The 14,457-nt window shown below is 63.9% G+C and carries 8 protein-coding genes; 5 read left to right on the forward strand and 3 right to left on the reverse strand.

The genetic code is table 11. From position 1 onward, the window contains the following. Positions 1–285 precede the first annotated feature (285 nt). Positions 286–969: a rhomboid family intramembrane serine protease gene (locus AC3WRN_RS08310; RefSeq protein WP_492622617.1), complete on the forward strand. Its 684-nt coding sequence runs from the start codon at positions 286–288 to the stop codon at positions 967–969. Between the two features lie 3 nt (positions 970–972). Here the strand turns inward: AC3WRN_RS08310 and AC3WRN_RS08315 are convergent, their stop codons facing one another. Then, positions 973–1,701 (reverse strand): glutamine amidotransferase, encoded by a 729-nt coding sequence (locus tag AC3WRN_RS08315; protein WP_492622618.1) that lies wholly within the window; start codon positions 1,699–1,701, stop codon positions 973–975. Positions 1,702–1,732: 31 nt separating this feature from the next. Further along, entirely contained in the window at positions 1,733–3,553 is a 1,821-nt protein-coding gene (gene tfpB / locus AC3WRN_RS08320) for a type IV pilus assembly ATPase TfpB (RefSeq protein ID WP_492622619.1), read from the reverse strand. Positions 3,554–3,650: 97 nt separating this feature from the next. Here tfpB and glyQ point away from each other — a divergent pair, with 97 nt between their 5' ends. Both glyQ and glyS read left to right on the forward strand, forming a co-directional pair. Then, a complete protein-coding gene (gene glyQ / locus AC3WRN_RS08325; RefSeq protein ID WP_492622620.1) occupies positions 3,651–4,562 on the forward strand; it encodes a glycine--tRNA ligase subunit alpha in 912 nt (303 codons plus the stop codon). Beyond that, positions 4,559–6,706: a glycine--tRNA ligase subunit beta gene (gene glyS, locus AC3WRN_RS08330; protein WP_492622621.1), complete on the forward strand. Its 2,148-nt coding sequence runs from the start codon at positions 4,559–4,561 to the stop codon at positions 6,704–6,706. Before glyQ ends, glyS begins: the two co-directional genes overlap by 4 nt. 66 nt (positions 6,707–6,772) lie before the next feature. Here glyS and AC3WRN_RS08335 read toward each other — a convergent pair whose 3' ends face one another. Then, positions 6,773–7,333 carry a helix-turn-helix domain-containing protein gene (locus AC3WRN_RS08335; RefSeq protein ID WP_492622750.1) on the reverse strand — a complete coding sequence of 187 codons (561 nt, stop codon included), beginning with the start codon at positions 7,331–7,333 and terminating at the stop codon, positions 6,773–6,775. Positions 7,334–7,621: 288 nt separating this feature from the next. Between AC3WRN_RS08335 and AC3WRN_RS08340 the strand changes: the two genes are divergently transcribed. Both AC3WRN_RS08340 and AC3WRN_RS08345 read left to right on the forward strand, forming a co-directional pair. Beyond that, on the forward strand, positions 7,622–10,570 hold the full coding sequence (locus tag AC3WRN_RS08340; protein ID WP_492622622.1) for a TonB-dependent receptor plug domain-containing protein: 2,949 nt from the start codon (positions 7,622–7,624) through the stop codon (positions 10,568–10,570). A gap of 861 nt (positions 10,571–11,431) precedes the next feature. After that, positions 11,432–14,446: a TonB-dependent receptor gene (locus tag AC3WRN_RS08345; RefSeq protein WP_492622623.1), complete on the forward strand. Its 3,015-nt coding sequence runs from the start codon at positions 11,432–11,434 to the stop codon at positions 14,444–14,446. Positions 14,447–14,457 lie beyond the last annotated feature (11 nt).

The raw sequence follows: 14,457 nt of genomic DNA on the forward strand, positions 1-14,457 counted from the left end.
GGTGTTTCTTTGGGCGCGGTTGCTGTGGCGACCGCAGGTCGCGACCCGCAACAGGTCACCGCCAGGGGCTTTATCCTTCGAAGGCCTCCCCCTCCGGGGGAGGCCTTCGTCTTTTTGGCCCTTGGCCCGCGCCGCCGCCATCGCCGATTGCGACACGGCATGGCTCTCCATCAACAGAGCCCGTCCTGTGCCTGTCGAAGCGCCAAGTGTTCCAACGTTGCGGCAGCCCTCCTTCACCTATGATGGAAGGACGCCGCGATCGGCGGGCGCCTCAGGGAGCGGCTCTTGTTTGTCCATGTCGAAACGCGCCGTCGCCCTCGCTGGCACTGGGCCACCTTGCTGATCGTGATGCTCTGCGTGCTGTGCTTCGTGGGTCTGGCGCTGATGCCTGCGCCGCAGCGGATTTCGTTGCTGCTGGAGTGGGGCACGGTACCGGCGAACATCTTCGACCCGCACGAAGCCTTGCTGCCGCAGCTGACCGATCCGGCCCTGCTGCGGTTGTTCACCGCACTGTTCATCCACGTCACCTGGCTGCATCTGCTCAGCAACTTGCTGTTCCTGGTGATTTTCGGCCTGCCGGGCGAGCGCGCGCTGGGCTCGCTGCGCTTCCTGCTGCTGTTCGTGGTGGGCGGGATCGTGGCGAACCTGATCGGCGCGTTGTCACTCGCAGGCGTGCGCCTGCCGATCATCGGCTGCAGCGGTGCGGTGTCGGCGGTGGTGGGAGCGTACGTGGCGTTGTTTCCGCGCGCGCGTCTCGGCCTGGTTCTGCCGCTGGGGCTGTACCTGGAATTCGTGCGGGTGCCGGCGTTCCTGCTGATCGGCATCTGGGTGCTGCTGCAACTGCTGTTCAGCTATGCGGGCCCGAGCTATGGCGCCTACGTGTGGTGGGCCCACATCGGCGGATTCCTGTTCGGTGTGGTGTTTGCGCTGTTCTCGCGCGATGCGGTTGCCCGCCGCCTGCGCAATTGAGGTTCAACTGGCGACCTTGTCCCAGTCGTGACGGCGGGAAAACTGGCGTAGCAAGCGACGCGCATCCGGCGTGGCGGCCACGGCATCGTAGACCTGCCGCGGATCCGCGCCCTCGCGCCGCATGTCGGCGTGCTTGCGCGTGATGTACGCACGCATCACGTCGGCGTTGAATTCCGGGTGGAACTGGGTGCTGAACGCACGCGGACCATAACGCAGCAACTGGTGGGGATCCCTCGCCGAACGGGCCAGCACGGCGGCGCCGGCGGGTGGTTCGAGCACGCTCTGTTCGTGCGTGGTATGCGCGCGGAAGCTGGCAGGCAACGAGGCGGTCAGCGGATCGTGGGCCGCGCCGGTGGAAAGCGCGATCGTCTGGGTGCCGATTTCGCGCCCGCCCGGCAGGTAGTCGACGCGCCCGCCCAGCGCATGCGCCATCAGTTGGTGGCCGTAGCAGACGCCGAACAGCGGCAGCTCCATGTCCATCGCGTCACGGATCCAGCCGGCGGTGCGTTCACTCCACGGCTCGCGCGAGGTGACCATGGCAGCCGAACCGGTGATCATGGCGCCGGCAACTTCGCGCGGCGGCGGCAGTGCCTCGCCGGCCGCGACGTCGACGATCCGCAGCTGTCGCGGGTGCAGCCCGGCGCCGAGGCGGAACCAGTGCGGGAAGTCGCCATGCCGGGCGCGGATGGTATCCGGCGCGCGACCGGTACGGATGATCAGGACGGGTTTCATGCGGAAGGTCGATGGCGACATTTGGACGTCTTTACGGCTGAGTATCGTCGAATCCGTCAATGGGCGGCAACACCGTGAGAACCTCCTGCACCGTGGTCAGCCCGGCGGCCACCTGGTCGGCAGCCGAGATGCGCAGCGGCCGCATGCCTTCGGAAAGCGCGGCATGGCCGAACCGGCCCAAATCGAGATGGGCCGAGATCATGCCGCGCAGCCGCGACGACAGTTTCAGCATCTCGTAGATGCCGGTGCGCCCGAGGAAGCCGGTGTTGCGGCACTCCAGGCAGCCGACCGGCTGGAACACCTGCTCCGGCAGAAGGAGGTTCCAGCCGTGGGTCAGCACGTTCCAGGCCTGCGGGTCCTGCGTGGTCGCCCGCTTGCAGTGCGGGCACAAGGTGCGTACCAGCCGCTGCGCCACCACGCCGGTGAGGGTGGACTGGATCAGGTAGTGCGGCACGCCGAGGTCGAGCAGGCGGGTGACCGCGCTGGGCGCGTCGTTGGTGTGTAGCGTGGACAGCACCAGGTGGCCGGTGAGCGAGGCCTGCACCGCCATCTGCGCGGTTTCCAAGTCGCGGATCTCGCCGATCATGATGATGTCGGGGTCTTGGCGCAGCAGCGTGCGCACGCCAGCGGCGAAGTCGAGGTCGATCGCCGCATGCACCTGCATCTGGTTGAATTCCGGCGAGACCATCTCGATCGGGTCTTCCACCGTGCACACGTTGAGCTCCGGCGTGGCCAGGTGCTTCAGCGTGGAATACAGCGTGGTGGTCTTGCCCGAACCGGTGGGGCCGGTGACCAGCACGATGCCGTGCGGCCGCTCCACCATGCTGCGCCAGTTGGCGCCTTCGCCGGCGGAGAAGCCGAGCTGTGCGAAATCCTTCACCACCAGGTCCGGGTCGAAGATGCGCATCACCACCTTCTCGCCGAACGCGGTGGGCATGTTCGAGATGCGCAGTTCAACCTCGCGGCCGGAGGACGAGCGCGTCTTGATGCGGCCGTCCTGCGGGCGGCGCTTCTCGGCCACGTCCATGCGCGCCAAAATCTTGATGCGCGCGGTGACGGCGGTCATCACGGGGGAAGGCAGCTCGAATACCTTCTGCATGATGCCGTCGATGCGGAAGCGCATGTGCCCAGTGTCGCGGCGTGGCTCCAGGTGGATGTCCGAGGCGCGCTGCTCGAAGGCGTACTGCAGCAGCCAGTCGACGATGTGCACCACATGGCGGTCGTCGGCGCCGACCTCGCCGCTCTTGCCCAGTTCGACCAGCTGCTCGAAGTTGAGGATGGCCGAGGAGCTGTCGCTGCCGCCCTTGGCGTCCTGCGCCAGCTGGATCGAACGCTGGACGCCGTAAAATTCCTGCAGGTAGCGGTTGATGTCGATCGGGCTGGCCACCACACGCTTGACGTCCCGCCGCAGCATCTGGCCCAGGTCGGAGGCCCAGCCGGCGTCGAACGGTTCACACGTGGCGAACGTCACTTCGCCCGGCGCGACCGCGATCGGCAGGATCCGGTGCCGCTTGGCGTAGGCATGGCTCACCACCTGGGTTGCCGCCGCGACGTTGATCTTCATCGGGTCGATCTTCAGGTACGGCAACCCGGCACGACCGGCCAGCCATTCGGCCAGGTTCTCCAGGCCCAGCGGTCGTCCCGGGTCGCGCAGGTTCGTCAGCCTGGCGTTGGCGATCAGCACCAGCGGGTGCAGCTCCACCGTACTGCGGCCGGCCCGGGCGCCCATCCGCACCTGCCTGGCGTCCTCGGCCTGCAGGTAACCGTCGACCACCAGCGTCGCCAGCAGTTCCTCCAGCTCCAGCCGGCCGCGTCGGCCGAGCAGCGATGCGATTTGCGGTGAAGCGGCCATCCGGGTGTATTTCCTGCGTGGCGTCCAGCGGGCACGGCCCGGTGGCAAAGCGCGCTGCGGCTATACTAACGCGCTTTACTCCAGGTCACGGAAAGCCATGTCCGCACGCACCTTCCAGGATGTGATCCAGACCCTCAACCGCTACTGGGCGGCGCAGGGTTGTGTGCTGCTGCAGCCGCTCGATACCGAGGTCGGCGCCGGCACCTTCCATCCCGCCACCTTCCTGCGCGCGCTCGGTCCCGAGCCCTGGGCCGCCGCCTACGTGCAGCCCTCGCGCCGACCCACCGACGGCCGCTACGGCAACAACCCGAACCGCCTGCAGCATTACTACCAGTACCAGGTGGTGATGAAGCCGAACCCCGAGGATATCCTCGATCTCTACATTGGCTCGCTGAAGGAGCTGGGCCTCGATCCGCTGGTGCATGATCTGCGCTTCGTCGAGGACAACTGGGAGTCGCCCACGCTCGGCGCCTGGGGCTTGGGCTGGGAGGTGTGGCTGAACGGCATGGAGGTGACCCAGTTCACCTACTTCCAGCAGGCCGGAGGCCTGGAGTGCCGCCCGGTGACCGGCGAAATCACCTATGGCCTGGAACGGCTGGCGATGTACCTGCAGAACGTGGACAACGTCTACGACCTGATCTGGACTGACGGTCCACGCGGAATCGTGACCTACGGCGATGTGTTCCACCAGAACGAGGTGGAGCAGAGCACCTACAACTTCGAGCACGCCAACGTGGCCGAACTGCTGCGCTGGTTCGACGTGTGCGAGGCCACCGCGAACCAGCTGATTGCGGCCAGCCTGCCGCTGCCGGCGTACGAGCAGGTGATGAAGGCCAGCCACACCTTCAACCTGCTGGACGCACGCCGCGCGATCAGCGTCACCGAGCGCCAGCGCTACATCCTGCGCGTGCGCACGCTGTCGCGCAGCGTGGCCGAGACCTACGTGGCACAGCGCGAGAAGCTCGGTTTCCCGGGCCTGAAGAACGTTTTCAGGGAGCAGGCCGCATGAGCGCCGCCAAGTCGCTGTTGATCGAACTGGGTACCGAGGAACTGCCGCCGAAGGCGCTGGACGAGTTGTCCGCCGCTTTCCTGCGTGGCATCTGCGATGGTTTGGCCAGGCGCGGCATCGAGGCCGGCCTCGACCTGGCCCAGGCCTACGCCTCGCCGCGCCGCCTGGCCGTACTCGTGCCCGCCGTGGCCGTGGCCCAGCCGGAGCAGGCGATCGAGCGCCGGGGCCCGGCACGGAACGCCGCCGTCGATGCCGAGGGTCGGCCCTCGAAGGCGCTGCTCGGTTTCGCGCAATCCTGCGGCGTCGGCGTCGAGCAACTGCAGAAGCTGGAGACCGACAAGGGCAGCTGGTACGTCTGGCGCACGGTCAAGCCGGGTCAGCCGGTGGCGGCGCTGCTGCCGGAGATCGTCGACGAGGCGCTGAAGGGCCTGCCGATCCCGCGCCCGATGCGCTGGGCCGATCATGACTACAGCTTCGTGCGCCCGGCGCACTGGCTGGTGATGCTGCATGGGGCCGACATCGTCGACGGCACCGTGCTGGGCCTGGCCAGCGGACGCAAGTCGCGCGGCCATCGCTTCATGCACCCGCAGCCGGTGCACGTGGCCGCCGCCGACGGCTGGCTGGATACGATGCGCGCCAGCAACGTGCTGGCCGATCCGCGCGAACGGCGCCAGCGCATTCGTGAGCAGGTGGCCGCGCTGGCGGCGACCACCGGGGGCGTGCCGCGGCTGGATGGCGCGCTGCTGGACGAATTGGCCAACCTCACCGAATGGCCGGTGGCGATCGCCTGCACGTTCGAGCGCGAATTCCTCGCCGTGCCGCCGGAAGCGCTGGTCGCCACCATGGTGGCCAACCAGAAATTCGTGCCGGTGTTCGACGCGAACGGCCGCCTCACCGAGCACTTCATCGGCATCGCGAACCTCGAGAGCAAGAAGCCGGCCGAGATCCGCAAGGGTTACGAACGGGTGATCCGGCCGCGTTTCGCCGATGCCAAGTTCTTCTGGGACGAGGACCTGAAGACGCCGCTGGCCAGCTACCAGGAGCAGCTCAGGAACGTGACCTATCAGCAGGCGCTGGGCAGCCTGTGGGACAAGAGCGTGCGCGTGGCCGAATTGGCGCGGATCACCGCCAACCGGGTCGGTGTCGACGCCGGCATGGCTACCCGTGCCGCCGCCCTGAGCAAGTGCGACCTGCTGACCCGCATGGTCGGAGAATTTCCCGAGTTGCAAGGCGTGATGGGCCGCTATTACGCCAGCCACGACGGCGAACTGGCCGCGGTGGCTGAGGCGCTGGACAGCTACTACCAGCCGCGCTTCGGTCGCGACGCGATCGCCGCCGACAAGCTGGGCCAGGTGCTGGCCGTGGCCGAACGGCTCGATACGCTCGCCGGCATCTTTGCCATCGGCATGAAACCGGGCGGCAACAAGGACCCGTTCGCGTTGCGCCGTGCCGCGCTGGGCCTGGCCCGTACCCTGATCGAGGGCAATCTGGAGCTGGATCTGCGCGGCAGCCTGATCGAGGCGCTGGAGCTGCTGCCGGACGCCGCGCTGGCCGCCGGCCTGAGGCCGGGCAAGGACGGCAAGCCGCCGGCACTGGATGCAGGCCAGCGCCGCGCCATCCTGCTCGACGAGCTGCACGACTTCGTGCTCGACCGCCTGCGCGGCTACTACGCCGAGCAGGGTTTCGACAATGCGCAGTTCGAGGCGGTACTCGCGGTGCAGCCGTCCAGTCTGGCCGATTTCGACCGGCGCCTGCGCGCCGTGGTTGAGTTCGGTCGCCGCCCGGAGGCCGCCAGCTTGGCTGCCGCCAACAAGCGGGTCGCCAACATCTTGCGCAAGCAGGCCGCGGAACCGGGTGCCCAGCCGATCGACGGGGTCGTCGATCCGGCGCTTTTCGAGGCCGATGCGGAACGTGACTTGGCCGAGGCATTGGCTGCAGCCCGGCACGAGACCGCCGCGGCGCTGGAGGCCGGCGATTACACCGCGGTGCTGGCCCGCCTGTCACAGCTGCAGGCGCCGGTGGATGCGTTTTTCGACAGCGTGCTGGTCAACGCCGACGATCCGGCCGTACGCATGAACCGGCTGGCCCTGCTCGGTCAGCTGAAGGCCCGGTTCGGCGCCGTCGCCGATATCGCTCTGCTCTGAGTACGTGCGCGGAAAACAACGCGGCTGTCGTCGAGGCGGCCGCGTCGTCGTGCGCGAAAGGACGAATCAGGCCCGGTTGCGTTCCTTGCGGATCCGCTCGGCGAGCTGGTGATTGAACGTCACCATCGCGATCGGGTCCACATGCGAGCCGCCGGGGCCGAGGATCTCGTAGAGCTGGCTCAGCAGGTCGGCGTTTTCGGACAACGAGAGCTGGCTGTCAGCCAGGCTCAGCTCCGATTGCAATATGCGCACGGCGGTATTCAACCGCTGCGCGTCGACCGTGGCCTGGGGAGCCTGGCCATGCGCGTGCTGGCGACCGTGTGATCGGTGCGACGTGACCTTTTCCGAGCTGTGCTGGTCGTCCAGGTTGGGCAGGGTCGGGTCCATCTGCAGCGAACCCTCGCCGGCCACCAGCCAGACCAGCGAGATGCCCAGCGTGCGCGCCAGCGTGACGCATCGCGCACGCGAGGGGTCGGTGTTGCCGTCGCGCCAGCTGCGCACCACGCCTTCGGAAAAACCGCACATCCGCGCGATTTCCGTGGCGCTGCCAACCCGCTGGATCAACAACTTGATGCGATCTGCAAAAGAATTCGAAGCTGGCTGATTCGTGAGATTTTGCGTGTTCATGGATTCGGCCGGGCTGGTAAGGAAGGGCGATTGTGCGAATAGCACGTTTTTTCGAAACAAGTCAATGAGCAAGAAAAGAAGGAAAGGTTACGAAAGTGTTGACCTCTGCAAACTCTTGAACTAACTTCGTAAATTCTTGCGTATCCAGATACGCAAAAACTCGCGTTGGATCATGTGCATCGGCACAACCGGCCAAAGCGGCCGGAGGTGTTCCTGCGGATGGCACGCATACAAAAAAAGTTTCATGTGCCCGGACCGTTCGGGCGGAACCTTGGGAGTTACCAAACAATGAATTCACACAATAAGTTGGCGGCACATCATCTCCGTCGAACGGCTTTGGCTGTCGGTCTGGGGCTGAGCCTCGGCATGATCGGCACCGGCGCGCTCGCACAGAATGCTCAGAGCACCCAGGCACCCGATCAGGGCCAAGCCAAGGAATTATCGACTGTCACGGTGACTGGTTCACGCATCCACAGCGTGGATGTGGAAACCGCTCAGCCGGTGTTCACCGTGACCCAGGCCGACATCCAGAAGACCGGCCTGGTCAGCGTGGGTGACATCCTGGCGAACCTTACCGTCGCCGGCGCGCAGACCTTCAGCAAGGCCAGCGTGCTGACCTCCAACCCGGAGCAGGGCGGCCAGTACGTCAACGTGCGCAACCTGGGCGAGCAGCGCACCCTGGTGCTGGTCAACGGCAAGCGCTGGGCGTCCAGCCTGGCCGGCTTCACCGACATGTCCACGATTCCCGCCGCGCTGATCGAGCGCATCGACATCCTGAAGGATGGCGCGTCGTCGATCTACGGCTCCGATGCCATCGCGGGCGTCATCAACATCATCCTGAAGGACCACTACGTCGGTGCCGAGGCCTCGGCCTACTACGGCCAGAACCAGGCGGGTGACGGTACCAAGGATGCCTACTCGTTCACGATGGGCACCAGCAACGAGAAGAGCTCGCTGGTGTTCGGTGCCAACTACACCAAGGAAAGCCCGATCTGGGCCAGCAAGCGCAAGGCTACCGCCTACACGTTCGGGCCGAATCATGCCGAAGATGGTCTGAGCGGCACGGGTCCGTGGGGCCGCTTTGTGGATCCTTCACCTGCCGGCACGACCGGCCACGGCTCTTACAACGCCAAGGGCGTATGGGTTCCGTACCAGTGGGTCATCAACCACACGGGTAGCTACGACGGCGTCGGCGTCGGCCAGAGTTCGCGTAACTTTGCCAATTACCATCGTTCTGGCACCAACGCTCCCAACGATTACTTCAACCCGACCCAGCAGATGAATCTGGCCGGCTCCAACGAGCTGAAGTCGATCTTCACCAACGGTCGCTACGACTTCAACGAGTTCGTGTCGTTCCGCGCCACCGGCATGTACGCCGAGCGCGACAACCAGCGTCAGGTCGCCGGTTACCCGCTGAATACCAACACGCAGGCCACCAATCCGGTCTACATCAGCGGTGACAGCTATTACAACCCGATGCCGGGAAATGATCTGTTCTTCTATCGCCGCACCATCGAGCTTCCCCGCGTCACCAGGAACAACGTCAAGTCGTACCACTTCGACGCCGGTTTCGAAGGCTCCTTCGATGTGGGCAGCCGGGTGTGGAACTGGGACGTCGGCACCAATTACAACAAGTATGACGTCGTCGAGTACGGCTCGGGCAACCTCAACCTGACGAACCTGAAGCAGGCGCTGGGCCCGTCGTTCCTGAATGCTGACGGCAAGGTGCAGTGCGGCACGGCGGCCAACCCGATCGCGTTCACCCAGTGCGTGCCGTTCGACGTCCTGGGCGGTCCCTCGGCCTCCACCCCGCAGGCGCTGGCCTACATCAACAGCCTGAGCCAGAGCACGCTGCAGAGCGTCTCCAAGGAATACACCGCCAACATCACCGGCGGTCTGTTCGACCTGCCGGCCGGTGAGGTGGCGTTTGCAGCCGGTTACGAGCACCGCAAGGTCAGCGGCTACGACCTTCCGGACCAGCTCGCCAGCTCGGGCAAGACCACCGACCTGGCCGCTGGCGCGACGTACGGCAAGTACACCACCAACGAAGCGTATGTCGAGTTCAACGTTCCGCTGCTGAGGGACCTGCCGGGCGCGAAGCTGCTCTCGGTGGACGTCGCCAGCCGTTACTCGCACTACAGCAACTTCGGCAGCACCACCAACAACAAGTACAGCTTCCAGTGGAAGCCGATCGACGACTTGATGATGCGTGGCACGTACGCGGAAGGCTTCCGCGCGCCGACGCTGGACGACGTGTCCGGCGGTGGTTCGCAGACGTTCGACTATTACACCGATCCCTGCGACACCAAGTTCGGTGCAGCCGCGACCAACGCCGGTGTAGCAGCGAAGTGCGCCGCCCAGGGCTTGCCGGCTAATTTCCGCCAGCTCGCCACCACCGGCCTGCCGATTTCGGCGCCGAATACGCAGAGCACGTCCGCGTTCAACGCCGGTGTGGGCAACGCCGGCCTGACCCCGGAAAAGAGCGTCAGCAAGACCGCCGGTCTCGTCTACAGCCCGCAGTGGGTGCCGGGTCTGGACGTGAGCGCCGACTGGTACAAGGTCAAGATCACCAACGTGATCACCGGCGTCAGCGCCAACTACGTGCTGGGTCAGTGCTACCTGGCCAATTCGGCGACTTATTGCGGCCAGTTCGGTCGTGACCCGGGCACCGGCCAGGTGGTTGGCCTGAACCGCGGCAACATCAACATGGGCATGCTGTCGACCGAAGGCTGGGACTTCGGCGCGCATTACCGCCTGCCGGACTTTGGCTACGGCAAGTTCACCGTCAACCTCGACGCGAACTACCTGTCGGCGTATGACACCCAGAGCACGGCGGACGCCGACATCGTTGGTTACGCCGGTCAGTGGAGCCTGCCGCGCTGGCGCGCCAATGCGGGCGTCGACTGGTCGATGGGCGACTTCGGCGCAAGCTGGGGCCTGCGCTACTACGGCGCGTTCCGCGACGATTGCTGGGAAGCGGACGTCGAGTGCAACCAGCCGAACTACGAGGGCAAGAACTGGGGCACCGGTGCCAACCGCAAGGGCGCCATCGTGTTCCACGACGTCTCGGCTCGTTACAACACGCCGTGGAATGGCAGCATCCAGGCCGGTGTGAACAACGTGTTCGGCAAGAAGCGTCCGATCACCTACACGGTGAGCAACAGCAACGCCTCGTACTACGATCCGGCGCTGGACATCGACCGCTACTTCTTCGTGCGCTATACCCAGAAGTTCTAAGCGTCAGCTGACCTTCTGCTGAAACGGGCCGGGATCCTCGAAGGATCCCGGCCTTTTTTGTGGAGTTGGACGGGTTCATCAGCTGGAAGCAAGTGGCCATGGGTGTTCTCTCGAAGCTTCCGCGTTTTTCCGGCTTGCTCGGAGTGTCGTGAAGGCTGAGGATGTCATGGTGCACCGGATGGCAGGAGTCCATCCGTCGGGCGGAAAGAATGCTCGCAATTGCCGCGGTGCTACCAAGTCTCCGTCATGCGACATACGCCGTGGAGACGATAAGGACGCGGCGGTTCAGAGCACGGTGCGGAAGGTGTCATTGGGCCGCTTGGCATGGGCGTTCTGTGCTGGCTTGTCCAGGTGGATACGTAACATCCGATGCACCGCTGTTCGGCCCGATGTCACGAGGTCGCACTGATGGGCTTCGGCCCGCTGTCCGGGCGCAGGCGCGGAGGGCGCCAATGCAGATCCCCCGATGCGTGCCCGGGCCGGACGACATGTGACGGAAGCGGGCCCGTACCGATTCCCTGGCAATGGCTGTTTCTTTCAGCAAGGGCACATGCGACCCCGACTCGCAAGAAATTACATAAAAGCAAGTTGTAGGCGTAATAACTTGTTGACAATCTGCCGTGAGCGAAGGTAGCGTCCTTAGCTTGGCGGCATCGTCGCGTCTGTATTTGATGCTTCGATGCGAGTCGCAGTGAGGCTTCGGGGGATGTCTTGGAAACTTTCGAGCCATCTCCTTTGGAAAGTCAGGCTGGCAAGTTTTTGCGATACCGCATCGCAGTAATCCATCGGCAGCCGGCCTTTCGCTAGCGTCACCGCCTTTTGGCAGTCCGTTCTTGGGAAAGTTATGGGGAGATCATTCAAATGAAATTTCGTAACACGAGTCGCAATATCCAATTGCGTCGTTCGGCTCTGGCAGTCGGCATGGCGTTGAGCCTTGTAGGGGGGGCGGCCTTTGCGCAATCGCGCTCTGCAGGTTCGATTTTCGGTGAGGCTGCTGCCGGCAGCCAGATCACCATCATCAGTTCCGATACCGGCTTGACCCGTATCATCGCCACAGACTCGAAGGGCCGTTATCGCGCCAACGAGCTGCCGATCGGCAACTACACCGTCAAGGCAATGAAGGATGGAGAGACGGTAGGCACCCGAGACAACGTCAGGGTGAGCATCGGCGGCACGGCAGTCAATTTCGTTGCTGCCAATGCGCAGGATCTGGGCGCGGTGACCGTGACAGCGTCGGCCTTGCCGTCGATCGACGTCAGTCGCGTCGATACCAGCACGGATCTTACGGCGACGATCATGGACAACGTCCCGGTGGCACGTGATATCACTCAGGCCGCGGTGCTTGCGCCCAGTGTCATCCCGGCCGACTCGCGTTACGGCAATTCGGTGTCGTTCGGTGGCTCGGCGGCTTCCGAGAACGCCTACTTCATCAATGGCTATCCGGTCACCAATGCACTGACCAACATCGGTTCCACCACGCTGCCATTTGATGCCATCGATGCAATGCAGGTGATTACCGGCGGTTACAGTGCGCGCTACGGACGATCCACCGGTGGCGTAATCAACGTTTCCACCAAATCCGGCAGCAATCAGTGGAAGTTCGGCGCCCTGACGACATGGACGCCGGAGAGCCTGCGTTCGACCCGCAAGAACATCTACTACCAGGCGGACACGGGTGCACAGAACGCCGGCAAAAAGTACTACAACCGCAGCAACTTCGTTTCCAATCCCTTTACATACGGCGTTTACGCCAGCGGCCCGCTGATCGAGGACCGCCTGTTCATCTATGCCTCCGGCGAGTGGGACAAGGACAACTACGCCTACAACCAGGCGGTCGGTAACGCTGCGCGGACTGCTTACATTACCGATGAGATCAAGAAGCCGCGCTGGCTGACCAAGGTCGACTGGAATATCAACGACAGCAACCTGATCGAAGTCACCGCGCTGTCCGACAAGACAGGCACCACCCGCAGCCGCTATGCATACAGCTTTGCCGACGGCACTCATGGCGGTACCAAGAATGGCGGGTATCGCTACAAGGATGGTGGCGAAACATACATCGGCAAATACACCGGCTACCTCACCGACAGCCTGACCCTGAGTGCCCTGTACGGCAAGCAGACCACGCAGCACTTCTCGGCGCCATACGGTTACGATCCATCCAAGGTGAACATCAACGACACCCGTCCGATCACCAACAAGGTCACGGGCCTGCAGCCCTATACCACCTTGGCCGATCCGAAGGCCTATGACAAGACGGATGGCTACCGCATCGACTTGGACTGGAAGCTGGGTGATCACGACATCAGCTTCGGCTATGACGTGTCGAATTCGGAATCTGAAGCTGGCACGGTGATGTCGGGTCCGCGTTATGCCTGGTTCTATGCGCGTACCGGTGCCCTGGGTGACATTCCTTCCAGCGGCGGCCTCACCACTGCGCCCAACAGCGATTACGTCTACAAGTACATCTTCGAGAATGGCGGTACGTTCAAGGTCGAGCAGAAGGCGTACTACGTCGAGGATCGCTGGCAAGTGACCGACCGCTGGCTGGTGTCGCTCGGCTTGCGCAACGACGGCTTTGACAATTACAACTCCGATGGCATCAAGTATGTCAGTCAGAAGAACCAGTGGGCTCCCCGTGTCGGTTTCAGCTGGGATGTCAACGGTGACTCGAGCCTGAAGATCTACGGCAATGCCGGCCGTTACTTCCTGGCGATGCCGCTGAACGTTGCAGTACGTGGTGCATCTGGTTCGACTTACACCACGGAGTTCTTCAGCTTCACCGGTATCGACCCGACCACGGGCGTCCCGACCGGTCTGACGGCGCTCGGCCGTGGCCCGTATTCGTCCAACAACGAGTATGGCCAGGCTCCCGATCCGCGCACCGTGGCCGCCAAGAACCTGAAGTCGCACTACCAGGACGAGTACATCCTGGGCATGCAGCAAGCCATTGGTCCGAAATGGAGCTGGGGTGCACGTCTGCAGTACCGCGACCTGAAGTCGGCCATCGACGACCAGTGCGACAACCGCCCGATGCTGAAGTACATGGCGGAGCACAACATCGCCGTCGATCCCGCTTACAGCTACTCGCCGGACTGCCGTCTGTTCAACCCGGGCGCCAACAACGTGATGCTGCTCGACCTGCCGGATGCGGCCGGTTCGCCCGAATTGGTTGCCGTGCCCTACAGCAAGGAAGACATGGGCATGTACATGAAGCGCAAGTACATCGGCCTGGACCTGTTCCTGGAGCATCCGTTTGCCGACAACTGGTTCGGTCGCTTGGACTACACCCTTTCGCATAGCTATGGCAATGATGAAGGCCAGCTGGATTCCGACATCGGCCAAGGCGATGTGTCGCAGACCGTGCTGTTCGATCACAAGGAGCTGATGGCTTACGGCGGTGGCAACTTGCCCAACGATCGCCGGCATGTGCTGAAGGCCTACGGTTACTACCAGCTCACCCCCGAATGGCAAGTGGGTGGCACCCTGGTTGCGCAGACCGGGCGTCCGAAGAGCTGCCTGGGTTATCTTCCGCAGGACGCGGCGGAATACAGCACGTTCTGGGCGGATAACCTCGACTATGGCCGTTATTATCACTACTGTGGCGGCAAGCCGGTGCCGCGCGGGAGTCTGGGGCGCCTCCCGACCGATGTTCAGTTGAGCCTGAATGTTGCCTACGTCCCGCGTTGGGCGAATGGCAACCTGAAGCTGAAGCTTGATGTGTTCAACGTGCTCAACCGTCAGGTGGCACAGAACGTCGAAGAACGCGGCGAGCTTGGTGGCATTCGTGCTGTGGCAGACAGCCGCTTCCGTGTCATCAGCTACGACGCACCGCGTTCGGTGCGCTTCACCGCACGGTACGACTTCTCGCTGTAAGCAACAGATTG

It is taken from the genome of Rhodanobacter sp. FW101-FHT13A11 (assembly GCF_058790335.1).